Source organism: Veillonella sp., from assembly GCF_018364065.1.
Lineage (GTDB): Bacteria > Bacillota > Negativicutes > Veillonellales > Veillonellaceae > Veillonella_A.
Map to the genome: position 1 here is coordinate 19,158 of NZ_JAGZMO010000003.1, position 18,211 is coordinate 37,368.

At 44.6% G+C, this 18,211-nt stretch carries 12 protein-coding genes and 1 pseudogene; 9 read left to right on the forward strand and 4 right to left on the reverse strand.

Annotated elements, in window-relative coordinates:
- Positions 1-16: 16 nt before the first annotated feature.
- Positions 17-1,027: a 3-deoxy-7-phosphoheptulonate synthase gene (gene aroF, locus KHZ77_RS03615; RefSeq protein ID WP_295195817.1), complete on the reverse strand. Its 1,011-nt coding sequence runs from the start codon at positions 1,025-1,027 to the stop codon at positions 17-19.
- 440 nt (positions 1,028-1,467) lie between these two features.
- A complete protein-coding gene (gene dcuC / locus KHZ77_RS03620) occupies positions 1,468-2,724 on the reverse strand; it encodes a C4-dicarboxylate transporter DcuC (protein ID WP_295195819.1) in 1,257 nt (418 codons plus the stop codon).
- A gap of 526 nt (positions 2,725-3,250) precedes the next feature.
- Here dcuC and KHZ77_RS03625 point away from each other — a divergent pair.
- Together KHZ77_RS03625 and KHZ77_RS03630 are read left to right on the forward strand one after the other, a co-directional pair.
- On the forward strand, positions 3,251-4,549 hold the full coding sequence (locus tag KHZ77_RS03625) for an amidohydrolase (protein ID WP_295195821.1): 1,299 nt from the start codon (positions 3,251-3,253) through the stop codon (positions 4,547-4,549).
- A 149-nt stretch (positions 4,550-4,698) separates the two neighbouring features.
- The gene (locus tag KHZ77_RS03630; protein WP_295195823.1) at positions 4,699-6,150 is read left to right on the forward strand and encodes a Zn-dependent hydrolase; all 1,452 of its coding nucleotides are present in this window, start codon (positions 4,699-4,701) and stop codon (positions 6,148-6,150) included.
- A gap of 118 nt (positions 6,151-6,268) precedes the next feature.
- Here KHZ77_RS03630 and KHZ77_RS03635 read toward each other — a convergent pair whose 3' ends face one another.
- Together KHZ77_RS03635 and KHZ77_RS03640 are read right to left on the reverse strand one after the other, a co-directional pair.
- Positions 6,269-7,297 (reverse strand): ribonucleotide-diphosphate reductase subunit beta, encoded by a 1,029-nt coding sequence (locus tag KHZ77_RS03635; RefSeq protein WP_295195825.1) that lies wholly within the window; start codon positions 7,295-7,297, stop codon positions 6,269-6,271.
- Between the two features lie 100 nt (positions 7,298-7,397).
- Positions 7,398-9,680 carry a ribonucleoside-diphosphate reductase subunit alpha gene (locus tag KHZ77_RS03640; protein WP_295195827.1) on the reverse strand — a complete coding sequence of 761 codons (2,283 nt, stop codon included), beginning with the start codon at positions 9,678-9,680 and terminating at the stop codon, positions 7,398-7,400.
- Between the two features lie 469 nt (positions 9,681-10,149).
- Between KHZ77_RS03640 and KHZ77_RS03645 the strand changes: the two genes are divergently transcribed.
- The 7 genes and pseudogenes from KHZ77_RS03645 (at position 10,150) to KHZ77_RS03675 (ending at position 17,908) form a co-directional block, all read left to right on the forward strand.
- The gene (locus KHZ77_RS03645; RefSeq protein ID WP_295195829.1) at positions 10,150-10,386 is read left to right on the forward strand and encodes a DUF2922 family protein; all 237 of its coding nucleotides are present in this window, start codon (positions 10,150-10,152) and stop codon (positions 10,384-10,386) included.
- A gap of 201 nt (positions 10,387-10,587) precedes the next feature.
- Positions 10,588-10,812: a hypothetical protein gene (locus KHZ77_RS03650; protein ID WP_295195830.1), complete on the forward strand. Its 225-nt coding sequence runs from the start codon at positions 10,588-10,590 to the stop codon at positions 10,810-10,812.
- A gap of 221 nt (positions 10,813-11,033) precedes the next feature.
- The gene (gene purB, locus KHZ77_RS03655) at positions 11,034-12,326 is read left to right on the forward strand and encodes an adenylosuccinate lyase (RefSeq protein ID WP_295195832.1); all 1,293 of its coding nucleotides are present in this window, start codon (positions 11,034-11,036) and stop codon (positions 12,324-12,326) included.
- Positions 12,327-12,600: 274 nt separating this feature from the next.
- Positions 12,601-13,893 carry an adenylosuccinate synthase gene (locus KHZ77_RS03660; RefSeq protein ID WP_295195834.1) on the forward strand — a complete coding sequence of 431 codons (1,293 nt, stop codon included), beginning with the start codon at positions 12,601-12,603 and terminating at the stop codon, positions 13,891-13,893.
- A 495-nt stretch (positions 13,894-14,388) separates the two neighbouring features.
- Positions 14,389-14,973: pseudogene (locus tag KHZ77_RS03665) on the forward strand (DedA family protein); the annotation flags it as partial.
- A 216-nt stretch (positions 14,974-15,189) separates the two neighbouring features.
- Positions 15,190-16,800, forward strand: coding sequence for a glycosyltransferase family 39 protein (locus tag KHZ77_RS03670; RefSeq protein WP_295195838.1), 1,611 nt, complete (start codon positions 15,190-15,192; stop codon positions 16,798-16,800).
- Positions 16,801-17,116: 316 nt separating this feature from the next.
- Positions 17,117-17,908 (forward strand): uracil-DNA glycosylase, encoded by a 792-nt coding sequence (locus tag KHZ77_RS03675; RefSeq protein WP_295195840.1) that lies wholly within the window; start codon positions 17,117-17,119, stop codon positions 17,906-17,908.
- Positions 17,909-18,211 lie beyond the last annotated feature (303 nt).

Sequence of the window (18,211 nt, forward strand, 5' to 3'; positions counted from 1 at the left end):
GAATAGTACGTTGGGCTTATAAGATAGGACTTATAAGGTCGCGCAAGGTGAATACTTCACGGCTTAAAGCGCTGAATTGTTCAGGGCAAAGCGCTTGTGGACCGTCGCACAGCGCCGTTGTCGGATTGTTGTGAACTTCAATCATGAGGCCGTCTGCACCGCCGCCGGTGGAAGCCAAGGAAAGTGGTCGTACCATGCGGCTCATGCCGGCTGCATGGCTCGGATCCATAATAATCGGTAAATGACTCAATTCGTGAATCATTGGAATGGCCGTAACATCCAAGGTGTTTCGTGTCTTTGTTTCGAAGGTGCGGATACCGCGTTCGCAAAGGACGATTTGTGTGTTCCCTTCGCTCATGATGTATTCAGCGGCCATCAACCATTCTTCGTAAGTAGCACTGAGACCGCGTTTTAAAAGAACCGGTTTATTCAGCTTGCCCACTTCTTTCAACAAAGTGAAGTTCTGCATATTGCGGGCGCCGATTTGAAGCATGTCTACGTCATCGAAGTACTGGAGTTGGGATGGATCCATTACTTCGGAAACGATTGGCAAGCCTGTTTCTTCTTTGGCTAACAGGAGTAATTCAAGACCGCTTGGTCCCATGCCCTGGAAGGAGTATGGCGAGGTGCGCGGTTTGAAAGCGCCGCCGCGTAAAATCGTAGCGCCGGCCTCTTTTACGGCCTTCGCTGTAGCGAGTACCTGTTCCGGAGTTTCTACGGAGCAAGGACCGGCGATGATGGCGAAGTGACCGCCACCGATTTTAACGCCGCCTACATCCACGATAGTGTCATCCGGATGGAATTTGCGGTTGGCCTTTTTAAAAGGCTCCTGAATGCGCGTTACTTTTTCTACGATAGGAAGAGATTCGATTTGACGTTTGTCCAAAGAAGCAGTATCACCAATGATGCCGAGAACGGAGTAATGCTGTCCGGAAGACGGATGAACTTGAAAACCTTGTGACTCTAACATGTTGCGTAACTTTTGTAACTCTTCAGGTGATACATTGTCTTTTAGTGTGATAATCATGATATTTCCTCCATATCGTTAATACAAGGCTCTGAAATGTGAGCCGCCTACCAATTGCTACTTACCGCGCAATGCTTCGAAAAACTGTCAACCGTACTACTATGCTACTCATTTTTAAATAGGAGTTTTTCCGAAGAACATAATAAAAAAGGAGCCACCCGTGACAATACGGGTAGCTCCTTCACTATACTAAGCCGTGCTATGATAACCTAAATCAGCGTAGCCCAAATAGTCCTTTACCCGTAGAGTGGATAAAGAACCAAAAGTAGAAGTATTGGCTGTTAATTGTGCTGATTTGATTCATCATCTGTAAGGCTCCTTTCGTTAAGTAGTTTTTCACATTATAAACCACAAATTAAATTGTTGGCAAGCTTTTTTTTCAAAAAACGATGAAAAAATGAGTTTTTCCTGTGAACAAGTGTGTAATTATTGTAAACAAATTAATAGCCTAAAGCTAAGATTAAGGATCCTACAGCTAAGGCACAGATAATTGGAATCCCGTTACGTTTGGTAACTTCTAATGGGTTTACGCCTGCAATACCGGCAACGATGATGGTGGCACCGGCGATTGGGGAAATGGTACGGCCCAAGGTACCGCCCAAGGTTGCCATGGAACCCATTTGAATCGTTGTCATGCCGAAGTCCATAGCGTGGGATGAAATGGCTTCATTGAATGCCATGGTAGCCGCATCGCCGGAACCGGTAATAAGGCCGAGCAGGAATGGACCAACTGCGGCAGCCACTTTCATGATGGCTGGGTTTTGCATCATTTCTACTGTGAAGGCTTTTACGAGACCCATGGAATCCATACCGGCAACGAATACGCCGGACGCGATGATGATGGACATGATTTTTGCATAGCCGTCGCCCATGCCGTTGAAGAAATTATTGGAAATTTCACGAGGGCTTTTGCGTGTGACTATAATAGCCAGGAATGCACCGATGATCATAGCGGCCGCTACGGATACTTTGAAGGCCGGAATCACTTTGGTGGCACCTAATAATAAAATGGCAATTGGAACAATCGGCATAAGTGCGTAAACGAAGTTAACTTTGAAGTTGGAATCGATTTCCAATCCTTCCGCTTTGTGACCTTTGTATTCTTTGGTGAAGTAGGCCACTAAGCTGAGGGTTACGCAAGCTGTTATCAAAGAAGCAATGTTGGCAAGGTAGTGGAAGTGAATTACATCCATTGGTGTTGCCTGCGCCAATTTAGCAACGAAGGCGTTGTGAGCCAGGCCCGGATTTAACATGGAGCCGTATGTACCGGCTTTTAGAGCAGCGGCAGCCATGGCCGGATGAATGTCGGCGGACATCATGAGCGGTATGAACACGGCGCCGGCCGCAGCGGCTGTACCGGCTGCACTTGGTAAGGCCACGTTGATAAGATATGTGGCAATTACTACGCCGGGAATCAAGAAGAATGGAACGCGTTTAATTACACTGGCTAAGAGATTTACTAAATGTTTGTCACATTCCGTATATTTCATAACCAAGGCAAAGCCCATGCAGGAGCAGATGGATGTAATCAAACCGGCGCTGGTCATGCTTTTTTCAAAGGCTTTGAAAATGTCCATCGGTACGCCGCCGATGATGCCCATTAAGAAACCTGCGCCCAATAATACCACCTTGGCATCGTATTTCAGGATTAACAATACGATGGTGGCAATAACAATAATAGAACCGGCAATAATCATAATACATCTCCCTTTTCTCTCTTTTGTGAGACCGTATATGTATTTATAAAATAAATTAATGGTGCATGGAAATAATTTCTAATAAGTAAAAACCATAATTTTTCATAAATACGTATAAAACCTCGAATACCTATAAAAATCTATAACACGGATTATAGCGAATAATAGGTGGCATCGCAATAAATAGGGACGATGTATACATGTATACATATAATGGACTTGTTGTGCAGGCACCTTGTCTTATCGTATGATAAGAGTACATTTTAGTCGTTGGGCCGCACATGGAGATGATTTAACACCGATCTTGTTGGCAGCTTGTCCTATATTTGCATATAGTCAACGAGCATAAGAGGTGTATAATACATGTATAATGAGTGTATAGGAAGTGTATAAAATCGGTAGTATCCCCAATTCAACTTATAAAATAAAGTGATAAATTTTATTAATGAGTTGAAACGGAGTTGACTGAAATTCTGAACGGCTAACCGGTGTATCTGAAACACGTAGAGAAAAAGGAGAGGTTTTAATGAATAGTATTGAATTTGCACAGTCTAAAAAAGAGGAATATATTGCACGTCGTCGCGATTTGCATCGCCATCCGGAACCGGGCTGGCTGGAATATCGTACGGCCGCGTTTGCAGCTACCGTATTAACTAAGTTAGGCTATGAAGTGGCCGCCGGTGCGGAGGTTCTCGATTTAGATTCCCGTATGGGTCTTCCTTCAGAGGCAACCATGAAAGCCGCTATGGAGCGAGCCGTTGCAGAAGGGGCGGATCCTGCGTGGGTGGAAGTGTTCGGCTATGGCAAAACAGCCTTAGTTGCGACTATGCATTTTGAAACAGAAGGCCCTACAGTGGCGTTCCGTGCCGATATTGACTCTAATGATGTAAGCGAAAGTCAGGAAAGCGGTCATCTTCCTTGTGACAATGGCTTTGCATCGATTCACGAAAATGCTATGCACGCCTGCGGCCATGATGCTCATTTGACGATGCTCTTAGGCTTGGCCGAATACATTGCTACCAATAAAGATCGATTTAAAGGGACAGTAAAATTAATTGTACAGCCGGCAGAAGAAGGGGTACGCGGTGCATATGCCATGATGAAAGCGGGCGTCGTAGATGACGTGGACACTTTATTCGGCATGCACATCGGCATTGACCGTGCGTTGACCGGCGCGTTGGCTTGCAGTGATCCGGGCTTCTTGGCTACTACGAAGCTGGATGCTCATTTTTCCGGCTATGCAGCCCATGCAGGTGCAAGCCCTGAAAAGGCGAAGAATGCCATGTTGGCCGCTTGTACAGCTGTATTGAATATGCAGGCTATTGCCCGTCATTCCGGCGGCATCAGCCGTATTAATGTAGGTACTTTAGAAGCCGGTACAGGCCGCAATGTAACTCCGGATCGTGCCACTTTAAAATTGGAAGTGCGCGGTGAAACTACGGACGTGAACGAATATATGGAAGAACGTTGCCGTACCATTTTAAACGGCGCAGCCATGATGCACGATTGCACGGTGGATATTGTGAAGGCCGGTGGCACTCCGGCTGTATTGAACAGCGAAGAGTTGGCGAAAGATGTGCAGACTTTGGCAGAAGGAACAAAACTCTTTGAACGAGTGGACTATTCCTATTCCGGTGGCGGCAGCGAAGACTGTGCGTACTTTATGCGTCGTGTTATCGAACGGGGCGGTCAGGCTACGTATATGATCTTAGGTTCCGACATTAAAGCACCTCATCACAATCCACGTTTTGACATTGACGAAGCGGACATGATTAAAGGTGTGGCATGGTTAGGCGCGTTGGCAGATAAATATTTGGGAAAATAAGCAAAAATAAACTACAACTAACTGAATATGTATGAATAAGTTACCAATGAGTTAGATGCGTAGTACCAATAAGCAAAGGTATTAGTGTAAATATAAATAAAAAGTGAGCAAAACACAGTTATATGTAAGGTTAAAGGGGCGGAATTATTATGAGCCGGGATACAGAGAGTAATAAGCGTAATGGACAGACTGCTGATGCGGTTGTAGGGGCATCAGTGAATGTTAGTGATGAGCAGAATCTTCATTATATGCATGATATAGGTCACATGAGTGACGGATTGCATTCCATTATTCATTCCGTAGAAGAGTCATTGAGCGTGTTAAAGAATATAACCGCTTCGGAGCGCGGCATTACTCGTTTGGCTTTCACTGATGAAGACTGGGCCGGTCGTTCCTATTTAATCAAACGCATGGAAGGTATGGGGCTCGTAGTGCGTGAAGATGCATTCGGCAATGTAATCGGGCGCCTGCCGGGTCTTGACGATAGTTTGCCGCCTATTATGAGCGGTTCGCACGGAGACAGTGTGCCTGAAGGTGGCAATTTTGACGGTATCGTCGGCGTACTGAGCGCCTTGGAAGTAGCTCGTTTATTGCAGGATGAAAAGGGTAAAAGCACCATTCGCCACCCTTACGAAGTTATTATTTTCATGGGTGAAGAAGGCAGTCGTTTCGGCGCCGCTATGATTGGCAGTGAAGCGTTAGTGGGTAAATTGACACAGGCTGATTTGGATCGCCTCACAGACCGTGAAGGCACTACATTGCGCCAGGCGCTTCAATTACGCAATTTGAATGATAAAGCTATCGGCAAGCCTTTATATGACGGACCTATTCACGCTTATATTGAAGCGCATATTGAACAGGGCCGCGTGTTGGAAGAAATGAAATATCCTTTGGGCGTAGTTACAGGAATTGCAGGAGCTACACGTCACAGATTAACATTCTCCGGCCGGGCGGATCACTCCGGTGCCACGCCGATGAATATGCGCCGCGACGCATTGTGCGGGGCGGCAGAAGTCATTTTGCAGGCCGAAGCATTAGCCTCGGAAATGACAGAAACAGCGAATCGTGCGGCTCTTGATCCTGAAGATGAATACATGGTAGCAGGTCGCATCATTAAGCATAGCGACTTGGCACCTGTGGTAGCCACTGCAGGGACGCTGCAGGTAACACCGGGCGCTCTCAATGTAATTCCCGGTGCTGTTGAATTGGGCCTGGATATTCGCTCCATTTCAAAAGTAGCGAAACGTCTGGTTTGGGATGCCTTACTGGGCTTTATTGAATCCATGTGTGAACGACGCGATTTGACTGTCGATTACCGTTTGGTAATGGACGGAACTCCTGTAGTTCTTAAGGACTCTATGATTCAGGTATTGTCCGACGCGGCCAAGGAATGCGGCGTTGCGTCCATGTTGTTGCCGAGCGGCGCCGGCCATGACGCCATGAACATGGCGGAAATCACCCCGACGGGCATGTTGTTCATTCCTTGCAAGGATGGCGTCAGCCACAGCCCGATGGAATGGGCGGACAGTATCCACATTGCCAATGGGGTGCGCGTTTTAGAAAAAGCGGTGCGCCTGTTGGATGAAAAAGATAATTTATAAAGACATACAAAAAAGACGGGTTAAAAACCCGTCTTTTTATGTTGTTATGTTGTATTAAATTTTTGATGTTATTTATTATAGTACGCTCTTACTGTAAAGTCAAAGGGCGTATTTTTTATTATTCCAAGTCGTCGAAGTCGAAGGCAGCCGCTTTGGTGTAGTTAGTTACTTTCGCTTCGAAGAAGTCTGTCTTCGTGCTGTTCAAGTTAGAGAAGCTTTCGATCCAGGCCATTGGATTTTCCTTAATTTCAGGGTAGAGCGGTTTTAAACCGATTGCATCAAGACGCAAGTTAGCCAAGTATTTAATGTAGCGTTCAATCAACACATTGTTAATACCGAGGATTTTGTCGTCTGTAATGTATTGGCCCCAGGCAATCTCGTTTTCAGTGCCTTGGCGAAGCATTTCAGTCAATTCTTCTTCCAATTCCGGTGTGAACAGTTCAGGACGTTCAACGCGCAATTCACGGATAATGTTTTGGAATAAAATCAAGTGTGTTACTTCGTCGCGGTTGATGTATTTAAAAATCGTACTGGTTGCAGTCATCTTGCCTTGACGTGCCAAGGTGTAGAAGAAACTGAAACCGGAGTAGAAATAAATCCCTTCCAAAATGTAGTTAGCCATAATGGTGCGGATGAAATTGTGCTCCGAAGGATCATCACTGAAGCGCTGGTAAATGTCGGCGATGAAGCGGTTGCGGCTCAGCAATACTTCATCAGTACGCCATTCGTCATAAATGCGATCGCGAGTAATCGGATTTGTTACTGTATCTAAAATGTAAGAGTAACTTTGCGCATGAATTTCTTCCTGGAAGGCCTGAATATTTAACAGGGATGCAACTTCCGCTGCGGTTACGTAACGGCTCAAGTTCGGCAAGTTTTCACTTTGAATGGAGTCCAGGAAGTTAAGGAAGGAAATAATTTTATCGAAGGCGCGGCGTTCGCTGTCAGTTAAGTATGGGAACTGTTTAACGTCTTCGTTCAAAGAAATTTCTTCCGGAATCCAGAAGTTGTTGAGCATGGTGCGATACAGCACGGTGGCCCAATCATATTTAATACGGTTCCACTCGCGAAGATTCGTGGTGTTGCCGCCAATCATACTTTCTGTGCCACGGTCGCCGTGTTCGTTGAAAATCAGTTTTTTATCCATGATTGCCTTCACCCTTTCTGTATATAGGAGTGGGCCCTCGCAGTGAGGGCCGTCATAATTCTAGTATATCATTTCCTCGTCAAAAGGTCAGTAGTTTGCATCAGGAGGAACAGCTGGTGCATTCGTCCATTTCGATGGACTGGTTACGTACGTAGTAGATTGTCTTAATACCTTGTTTGTACGCTTCAATGTAAAGGTCGAGAATTTCTTTCGCCTTCATCTGAGGTGTAATGTAAAGGTTGAAAGACTGTGCCTGGTCAATGTGACGCTGGCGTACGCCGCACGCTTTAATGCTCCACTGTTGATCGATGGTGTGAGCTTCCTTGTAGAGCCAGAATGTGGAGTTATCCAAATCAGGCGCTGTTTTAGGAGTGAAGCTGCCTTTCTTTTCTTCGATGAAGAATTTTTTGAAAATAGGGTCAATGCCGGCTGTTGTGTTGGCAATGTTGGATGTGCTGCCTGTTGGAGCAATAGCCATCAAGTAGCCGTTGCGCATACCGTATTTAGCTACATCGGCGCGCAATTTTTGCCAACGTTCAGAGGTGTAACCGCGGCGTTCGAAGTAAGCGCCGGTTTCCCATTCGGAACCTTTAAATGCAGGGTATGCACCTTTTTCTTTGGCCAATTCCATGGACGCTTTGATTGCATAGTAAGCGATGTTTTCGAATAATTCGTCAGCCGCTTTAATATGTTCGTCGCTTTCCCATTGAATCTGATGGCGCACTAAATAGTGGTGGTAACCGCTGGTGCCGAGACCGATGGCGCGATATTTTTCGCTGGTCATTTTGGCTTCAGGAACAGGGAACTGGTTGATGGAAATTACATTGTCCAACATGCGGATTTGTAATGTAATGTTCGCTTCCAATTCTTCGTCCGTAATTTTACCCAAGTTAATGGAGTTCAAGTTACATGTAACCATGTCGCCTGTAATTGTTTTAGTTGTGATGGAGCCGTCCGGATTGATCACTTCTTCGCCCAAGTTGGTGAAACCAACATTCTGCGCAATTTCGTGGCAAAGGTTGGACGCGTAAATCATGCCTGCATGTTTGTTAGGATTTGTGCGGTTTACAGTGTCGCGGAAGAAGATGAATGGTGTACCGGTTTCAACGGCGCTGCGCATGATGCGTTTCATCATGTCCAAGGCACTAACTTCGATTGGATGAAGGTCCGGATTCTGTTCGCACATGAGGTAGTGCTCAGTGAATGCTTTGTTGTCGTCTTCGTCGTAGAAGTCTTCCAAAGAGAAGCCCATTACGCGTTCAATTTCATGAGGGTCGAACAAGGAGAAATTCTGTCTTGCCAACAAGCGTTCCATGAAAATGTCCGGAATGGAGATGGCAGGGAAGATATCGTGCGCTTTACGACGGTCATCGCCGTTGTTGGTGCGCAATTCAACGAATTCGTAGAAATCTTTGTGCCAAATATCAAGAGTTACAGTAGCGCCGCCTTTACGTTTGCCCAACTGGTCAACGGCAACCGCTGTATCGTTGTACAAACGAACCCAAGGAATAACGCCGCCGGAAGAGTTTTTGTAACCGCGGATGTCACTGTTGAGGGCACGAACTTTACCCATGTAAATACCAAGGGCACCGCCATGTTTGGACACGCGGGAGAACTTGCTGTTTACATCGTAGATGGACCATAAGTTGTCATCTACACCGGAGATAAAGCAGCTGCTCAACTGATGGAACGGAGTACCTGCATTTGCCAATGTTGGAGTAGCAGTCGTCATTTTTAATTCGCTCATTAAATCGTAGAATTTTTTGGCGAATTCAACTTTGCGTTTACCTTCAATAAGAGCCAAGTGCATCGCGATGGCCATGAAGCGTTCCTGTGGCAATTCGTAAACTTCTTTGTCGAAGCCTTTTACAAGGTAGCGGTCTGCCAATAATTTAATACCTTCGTAGTTGAAGAGGTAGTCGCGCTTCGGTTTGATGTAATCGCCCAATTCCTGAAGCTCGTCTTCGGTGTATTCATTCACGAAGAAGTCGGCGTAACGGCCAAGGTCTACCAATGTTTTTACCAAAGCAGGGAAATTGCCGTATCCGAAGGCTTTGTATTTGCGGTTGATGGCCGCTTCTTTATATAAATCGAATAAGTACAGGCGTGCAGCCACATATTGCCAATCCTGGTTCATGCGGTTTACCTGGTTGCCGAAGCCGTCATCAGTTTTCTGGATTACTTTTTCAATGGCGGTTTGCACTAAGATTTTCTGAATTTCTTTAGTGCTCATGCCGTCAACGAATTGAAGTTTGGAGTCCATTTCCAATTCAATCGGGTCGCATGCGTCTAGCCCCAAACATGCAAAGGCGATCATTTTTTTCGTTTTTTCAACGGAGAGCGGTTCATAATGGCCGTCTCGTTTCTTAATCATAATAGCCATGGATACTACTATTCCTTCCCTAATTAAATACTATATGTCAAAAAAAAGAGCTGCTACTTTCCACGTGGTGAAGTGTCAGCTACGATTTAATAAAATCAATATCTTGTATATGAAACCGTGGCTCATCTACAAGATACACTTCATTATACTATTAAACAGAGAAAAAATAAAAGAGTAATTTTGGCACAATACGATGAGTAATTTGCAAGCTCTTATGACTTGACTATATAGAAAAAATTAGAAATACCCATTCTACAAGGATTATCACCGAATGAGAAGAATAAAAAATTTTTTAAAAAAATTGGTTTACATTTTGAATTTCACGGAATGTATAAAGGTGTAAGCAGCAAACGAAAATTTGAGGCTTACCACTCTTGCAAGGTGTATTAAAAGCTTAATCGCGTAAATTACGTCATGACGAAAAAAGGGAAAAACAAAAGTTGGTAAATGTTTATATCAGGAGGAAATTATGGGTAACGAAGTAGTAGTTAAAAAAGAATTACATTTATTATTCGCAGACAGCGACAACAAAGAGACCGTATTTAAAATTACCGTGCCGAAGGATAATGTAACCTTGGCGGAAGCGAGCAGCGTAGGCGAAGCCTTTGTGGAGAAAAACTTCCTTATGTCTTCTAAAGGGATGCCGCTCGTATCCTTCTTGGGTGCTCAATATGTAGTGAGTACGGTGTCGCCCATTATGGAATAATTAATTGCTGATTACCGAATCATTAATTCGTGAAGAATTGGAGGATCGCTAGTTCGAATTGTGCAGGTGTATAGGTTAGTTAATAGGCTAATACGTTAATATGTACAGCTTTGCGCAGGCAATAGGCGTACGGCGCAGAGCTGTGGCGTTAAGAATGTGTAATGTGGAGCTGCCGTAGGCGCTCTCGGAAAGGAATCTAATATGGCAAAGGTAAATGAACGAATTATGTTAAGAGAAGCTGTAAAGGCGCAAATCCGCCTTACTTTGGATGAGAAGAAAGCAAAAACAATCAGTGTAAGTCCGGTAAACCCGGAAGTGGATCCTATGGATTTTGAAGACTTGGGCCGTGCCGTGGCAAGTCTTTGCGCATACCCGTTTAAAGATATGGCGCGCGTTGAAACCGTCACTTTCGGAGACGAAGCGTAAGGGTGTATAGGGACATAGCGGCGCAGTGTGTTTGCAGGCGTATAGCGCTTGGAGCGTACGCCCAATAGAGTCCGAAACTTAACAAAATAAATAGCCGAACGATAGGGTTGATATTAATTTTATCGTTCGGCTATTTTTGTTGACCCTGTATAGTCACTATGATATCATTAAAGTAGTTATGTAGCTTTATATACTCTTGGTTGCTATGGAGGTCATGCACGATGATTGCACGTTATACTAGAGAAAAAATGGGTCATATTTGGAGCGAACGCAATGAATTTGACCAAATGTTGGAAGTTGAAATTTTAGCTTGTGAAGCGCAGGCTGAATTGGGAATTATTCCAAAAGAAGCAGCTAAGGCTATTCGCGAAAAAGCTAATTTCGATGTGGAACGCATCCATGAAATTGAAAAAGAAACAAATCACGACATTATTTCCTTCGTAACAGCTGTTGGCGAATACGTAGGGGAAGAAGCTAAATACATTCATTTAGGCTTAACGTCTACTGACGTAAAAGATACTGCCTTGGGCTCCATGATGAAGCAGGCTTGCGATATTATCTTGGAAGACTTACATGCATTCCATGATGTACTTCGCCGACGCGCCGCTGAATTCAAATACACTCCAATGGTAGGCCGTACGCACGGTATCCATGGCGAACCTACTACTTTCGGTTTAAAACTTTGCCTCTGGATGGCGGAAATTGAACGCGATATCGAACGCATGGAACATGCGAAGAAGAGCGTGGCAGTAGGCAAAATGTCCGGCGCCGTTGGTACATATTCTGTAAACGATCCGTTCATTGAACAATATGTATGTGAAAAATTAGGCTTGGAACCTGTTAAAATTGCCACTCAGGTTATTCAACGTGACCGCCATGCTGAACTTTGCAGCACTTTGGCTATCGTTGCCAGCACATTGGATAAAATCGCTCTTGAAGTGCGTCATTTACAACGTACAGAAGTGCGCGAAGCGGAAGAATACTTCAGCCCTAAACAAAAAGGCTCCTCCGCTATGCCTCACAAACGCAACCCTATCACTTGCGAACGTATTTGCGGCTTAGCCCGTGTGGTACGCGGCAATGCACAGGCAGCGTTGGAAGACGTAGCGTTATGGCATGAACGCGACATTTCTCACAGCTCCGTAGAACGCGTTATTTTACCGGACAGCACGATTACTGTAGATTACATGTTATCCCTCATTACTCGTGTTATCGACAAATTATTGGTATACCCTGAAAATATGAAAAAGAACCTGGAACTTACAGGCGGTCTTATTTTCAGCCAACAGATTTTAACTGCCCTTGTAGACAAAGGTGCCGTACGCGACGAAGCGTATCGTTGGGTACAACGTCATGCCATGGCTCGCTGGTTGGAAGGCAAAGACTTCAAAGCCGGCCTCAAAGGTGACGAAGACATTAAGAAATATTTAACTGACGAAGAAATCGATGAATTATTCGATCCACATCGTATGCTTCGCCATGTAGACACAATTATGGCCCGTTTCGGACTATAAGAAGGTGTTAAAAGAAAATTAGCGGACTTTATGTCCGCTTTTTCTTGTGTGTGCACGCTTTTTGTTTCTATGTTGATGTTTCTATGTTATAATGAGGTGTATGAAATGCTTCGTAATGAGTCCATTCTCATTTTACAAAGAATACCCGTATGGCAAGTTGCTTGCAGTACGGCGTTTTGTGATGAGAAATAATGGGAAATTCTCATTACATCAAGCAAGAAGCAGGCCATACCTAATACTAACTATCACTTATATAGATGGAGGATTTGATATTATGGCAACCAGTATGGTAATTGGTACTCAATGGGGCGACGAAGGCAAAGGGAAGATTGTTGACTATTTAGCTGAACAGGCTGATGTGGTTGTACGCAGTCAGGGCGGCAACAATGCAGGTCACACTGTAGTGGTTGACGACCGTGCATTCGCACTTCGCTTATTGCCAAGCGGCATTTTATACGATAACAAAACTAACATTATTGGTACTGGTGTTGTTATTGATCCTAAAGTGCTGTTGGACGAAATTGAAAACTTGGAACGAGAAGGCAAAAGCGCTCAATCCTTGCAGATTTCCAATCGTGCTCATGTGATTATGCCTTACCATAATTTACTTGACGAAGCAGAGGAAAATTCCAAAGGCGATTTAAAAATTGGCACTACTAAAAACGGGATTGGTCCTTGCTACGCTGATAAAGTAAATCGTGTAGGTATCCGTATCTGCGACTTAATGGACGAAGAAGTGTTCAAAGCGAAACTTGATTACAATGTGCGCATTAAAAACAAAATTCTTCGCGAAGTATATGGCAGCACGGAAGCGGTTGACTATTTCCAAATCTTAAAAGACTATACTGAATATGCGGAACGTCTTCGTCCATACGTAACTGATACAAACTACAATGTTGTAACAGCGATTAAAGACGGTCAAAAAGTTCTTTTTGAAGGCGCTCAAGCGACTATGCTCGACCTTGATCATGGTACTTATCCGTTCGTAACAAGCTCTCATCCGATTGCCGGCGGCGCATCCGTTGGTGCCGGTGTGGGCCCTAACTATTTAAAAAATATTATCGGTGTTGTAAAAGCATACGCCACTCGCGTAGGGGAAGGTCCTTTCCCATCCGAGTTAACTGACGAAACCGGCGATTACCTGCGCAATACAGGTCATGAGTTCGGTACCGTTACCGGTCGTCCTCGCCGTTGCGGCTGGCTCGACTTGGCCGTTGTAAGCTATGCAGCTGACCTTAACAGCTTGGATTACTTGGCTATTACTCGCCTCGACATCCTCGATAAATTACCGGAAGTTAAAATTTGCGTAGGTTACACTAAGAATGGTGAAACAGTGAAAGGCTTCCCTGCAGATCTTCACGAACTTGAACAATGCGAACCGGTATATGAAACATTACCTGGTTGGGAAACTGACACCAGCGCTATTCGCAACTACGAAGATTTACCTGAAGCGGCCCGCCGTTATGTAGAACGCATTTCCGAAGTGACCGGCGTTCGTTTAGGTATCGTTTCCGTAGGTCCTAACCGCAGCCAGACTATCGTATTACACGATGTATTTGCTGAATAATCGGCAGGATGCTATAATAGGGCGTCACATTCCTTATAAAATTTGATTTAATGACAACAAAGTGTAGGTCCGCCTACCTCTCAAATGCAATGTTTTCTTTGGATTTGTCTGTGTAGTTCTACATTTTGTTGTCTTATTTTTTGAAGGACTGTGTTAAAATAAATCTGAAGTTTATATAAATTGCTGAAATTAAGTGGTTTTGTAGAATCTATTTGAAGTGCGTCCGGAAGCTGTTTTAAAGTAGTTCCGGGAATTCATTTTGAAATAGTTTTCGAGGATTAAATTTCTATATAAATTACCTAATTTGAACGATTTTTTAAAAATAGTTTATAAATTTGCCAAATTTCTTTAATAATTACTTGTTATCATATATGATGTTAAAGAGGGCGTTGACGTGACGATTGCCAATAGGATGTTGATGCGGCCGCTTTACCGGATATGAAGCAAGTATGCAACTTGATATGATATAGCGAGTGACTAAAAAGGAGCGAAAGAGTGGAACATATAATTACGTTTTTAGAGCAGTACGGGTATTGGGCCATGTTTATTACCATGGTGCTGGAAAATGCCAATGTGCCGATTCCCAGTGAGGTAGTTCTCGGTTTTTCCGGGTATTTGATTGCCCAAGGTGTATTCGAAATGTATACTACCATGGTGGTAGCGACTTTGGCCGGTGTAGTAGGTTCGATTTTGTCCTACTGGCTCGGCGAATGGGGCGGCCGTCCATTATTGTTAAAGTACGGACGTTATATTTTCTTCAATGAACATAAATTCGAATTAGCGGAAAAGTTGTTCAATAAATACGGCGGCGCTGCCGTATTCTTCGGTCGTTTGTTGCCGGGGATTCGTACGTTCATCTCCTTCCCGGCAGGGATTGCCCGTTATCCGATGGGGCGCTTCATCCTCTGGACTGTGCTCGGCACGATTCCATGGACCATTTTATTGGTTTGGTTGGGCGTAAAATTAGGTGAACACTGGCAGGACTTAATTGCTTATAACCATGAATTGTTGTTGGTTATGATCGCTGTATTCGTAGTGGCAGCCCTTATTTTCGGCTATCGCTACTACAAAAAACGTAAAAATAAAGCCATTGCCGATGCTGACGCGGCTGTTGTTGAAGCACGCGTTGCCGTAGCTGAAGCTAATGAAGCGGTAACAGAAGCAAAAGAAGCTTTGGCAGAAGCTAATGAAGTGTTGGCGGAAAAATTAGAAGAACGGGCCAATGTGGCGCACACAGGTGCGGCGGACGATGCACAAGGGGCCGTGCATGGATCACAAAAATAAGGAGGTGATACCATGCGGCTTCATCGCATAAGTATCGTATTTTTCTTACTCGCACTAGCCATCTATGCGATTGGTAACGGTTCCTTGCCGGTTACGGATCCGGTGGAATCCAACTACGCCTTGACCGCCAAGGAAATGGTTCAGTCGGGTAACTGGTTGTCACCTCAGATTTATCACATCTTCTGGTATGACAAACCAATTATGATTTATTGGCTCATAGCCTTATCGTATAAAATTTTCGGCATTACGGATTTTGCGGCTCGCTTCCCGAGCGCTCTATTTGGTGCTTTATCCGTAGCCTTCTTCTATCAGGTGGTACGATCTATTTCAGGGCGTCGCCTTTTATCCATTTGGTGTGCCTTAATTTTAGGCTCATCCTTGGAATTCTGGATTTTGAGTCGCGGCATTATAACCGATATGGTGCTGCTCTTTACTACGATCGGTGTATTTGCCTACGCGTACCGCGGTCTTGTGGAAGATAAGACGAAGTACATCGTATGGGCCTACATTTTCGCGGGCCTCGGCGTATTGACAAAAGGTCCTGTAGCTTTGGTATTGCCGGGCATGTTATTCCTGATTTTTGCCCTGTGCAATCGCTCATGGCGCATGGTCAAACGCCTATTTGCTTGGCAAGGGCTGTTGGCATTCTGTATCGTAGCCTTGCCTTGGTACATTTACATGTACATGACGCATGGCGATGCGTTCATAAATGGATTCTTGGGCCTCCATAATGTGGTGCGCGCTACTCAGTCGGAACATCCGAAGGATAATCACTGGTGGTACTACCTGGCAGTTATGCCGTTGGCGTCGTTACCTTGGACCGGCGCTATTTTCTACGGCATGTACTACGGCTGGAAACAAAAGCAGCCGTTTTACCTGTTCGCCATGATTATGGGTTGGGGCACCATTTTGTTCTATTCCATTATGGCTACGAAGTATCCGACCTATTCGTTCATCAGCTTAATCCCATTTAGCTTATTGGGCGCCATTGGGACCGTTAAAATTCTGCGTCCCGGCTCCAATAAAAAGAAAATGTGGATTATCATAGGCCCGGCGTTCTTCCTTTGGATATTGCTCGGCGTGGCCAGCTTCTTCGTTCCATGGGGCCTCTGGTACTTGCTCTACGTATTTATCATTGCCGGCATTATTTTGACCGTGCTTAATTATAGTCATGGCAAACGCTACATGTTACCGGTTGTTATTGCAGTGACTACCTTAGCAATTAGTGGCGTTGTTATCCATGAAGGCGTGCAGCCTCTCGTGTCGCAACGCTCCTCTGTAGCTTATCGTGATGTGGCGGCGAACTTTGATGGAGCCATTTACTATTATGATGATTACAGTGCCTCTTTGGTGTACTATACAGATAAAGATGTTACGCGAATCAGTACAATGAATAATATTCCTTCTGAAAAACGTAGTGAAGCATGGAATGAAAAATATCAAATGCCGAGCTTGAAGGAGCCACAAGTGTTGGAAGCGATTATGGCAGATCAAAAAGCTAATAAAAAATCGATGATCATTGTGTCTAAAGGTAATCAGCCTTATTTTGTAGACTCTCCATTATATAAAATGGTACGTTTAGAATCACAGACAGGTCGAGAATTTATCTACGTGACACCGTAGCGTATGGCGCATAGTGATTCCAACTATATGACTAAAACCACATATAGAAGAACATAATAAGTTGAAAAAACTGCAAGTGGAGAAATCCTACATGTAAAATGCAGTATATAAACGATTAAATCCCCTCATAACATTGTGTGCAGGTTCAATAGAAACTGCGCCGATGCTGAGGGGATTTTTGTGTGTAGCCGGAGATGCGTGTTAGAATAATTATGTATGAAGTAAGATACATGTAATAGTTTTGAAACAGACTCGGATTGATTGGTGTATCCGGGTAGATGAAGCCTACAGAGTATGGAAAGGGTGTACATAGATAATGACGAAACAGGATATGTTGGGACGGGAGCCTCTCATGGAGTCTATTAAGACAGCCTCCGAGTTTGTGGCGGCCTTAGGGGCATACGAAGGTAGCGAAACAGTATTTAATCCGTGGCGCGATGAAGATGAGCGCTATGATGTGGCCGGTGCGGCCCCTATTCGCCGCAGCCAGTTGGAGGCTTATTTGACGCCTCGTCTGGGCCATTGTCCCTATGTGGTGGTGGCGGAAGCCATCGGATATCAGGGCGGTCGTTTTACAGGCATCGCCATTACCTGTGAACGCATGTTGTTGGGACATCATAAAACGATTGCGCCTCATATGATACTGCCTATGAAAAGCGATTCTTTATTTGCTTATGATGCACCGGGCGCGGGAAACGCTGATTTGATGGGACAGCGTACGAGCCGCAAGGACAGTGAGTATATTGAAAAGGCCACTCAGCGCTCTATGGGCTTTAACGAACCGACTGATACAGTGGTGTGGAATGCCATATTAGAAAATGGCCTCTCTCCCTATGAAGTGCTTCTTTGGAATATTTTCCCTTTCCATCCTCATAAGAAGGATGTGCCGTTATCGAATCGCACGCCTGTGCCGGCGGAGCTCGATGCAGGCTGGGCATTTACGGAAGCCTTGCTGCGACTGAATGGAAACGCTCGCGTGCTGGCGGTAGGGCAGAAAGCGGCGGATACCTTGTCGCACTATGGCGTAACCGCCACCGCATTGCGCCACCCGGCTAATGGAGGCGCTAATTTGTATCGAGAACAGTTTAAAGCGGCCATACGTTTATAGTCGAGGATATATTGCAATATCGCTGTCCACAGGGCCTCATTGATAAGTCTTTTCGAAATAATCGGAATATGTTATACTTACTTTTTAAGTAAATCGTTCGGCTTTTGGTAAATTTCGTTTTAATGATGTGATGAGTATTTATAGAGGTGATTGGATACATCACCGATGGAATTGAACCATCCTCAATTTCCGCAATACTTGTACAGACTTATGTGATTTGTATGACTATAATCAGTAAATCGGGATACCATATGATAATTTAACAAGGATCTGAAAGCAAGCGAGAGAGGCGCGTCCAAAGGG

Bases quoted from the DNA above. Each gene is read 5' to 3' on its own strand.
- aroF (WP_295195817.1), bottom strand. From the start codon at position 1,027: ATGATTATCACACTAAAAGACAATGTATCACCTGAAGAGTTACAAAAG.
- dcuC (WP_295195819.1), bottom strand. From the start codon at position 2,724: ATGATTATTGCCGGTTCTATTATTGTTATTGCCACCATCGTATTGTTA.
- KHZ77_RS03625 (WP_295195821.1), top strand. From the start codon at position 3,251: ATGAATAGTATTGAATTTGCACAGTCTAAAAAAGAGGAATATATTGCA.
- KHZ77_RS03630 (WP_295195823.1), top strand. From the start codon at position 4,699: ATGAGCCGGGATACAGAGAGTAATAAGCGTAATGGACAGACTGCTGAT.
- KHZ77_RS03635 (WP_295195825.1), bottom strand. From the start codon at position 7,297: ATGGATAAAAAACTGATTTTCAACGAACACGGCGACCGTGGCACAGAA.
- KHZ77_RS03640 (WP_295195827.1), bottom strand. From the start codon at position 9,680: ATGGCTATTATGATTAAGAAACGAGACGGCCATTATGAACCGCTCTCC.
- KHZ77_RS03645 (WP_295195829.1), top strand. From the start codon at position 10,150: ATGGGTAACGAAGTAGTAGTTAAAAAAGAATTACATTTATTATTCGCA.
- KHZ77_RS03650 (WP_295195830.1), top strand. From the start codon at position 10,588: ATGGCAAAGGTAAATGAACGAATTATGTTAAGAGAAGCTGTAAAGGCG.
- purB (WP_295195832.1), top strand. From the start codon at position 11,034: ATGATTGCACGTTATACTAGAGAAAAAATGGGTCATATTTGGAGCGAA.
- KHZ77_RS03660 (WP_295195834.1), top strand. From the start codon at position 12,601: ATGGCAACCAGTATGGTAATTGGTACTCAATGGGGCGACGAAGGCAAA.
- KHZ77_RS03670 (WP_295195838.1), top strand. From the start codon at position 15,190: ATGCGGCTTCATCGCATAAGTATCGTATTTTTCTTACTCGCACTAGCC.
- KHZ77_RS03675 (WP_295195840.1), top strand. From the start codon at position 17,117: ATGACGAAACAGGATATGTTGGGACGGGAGCCTCTCATGGAGTCTATT.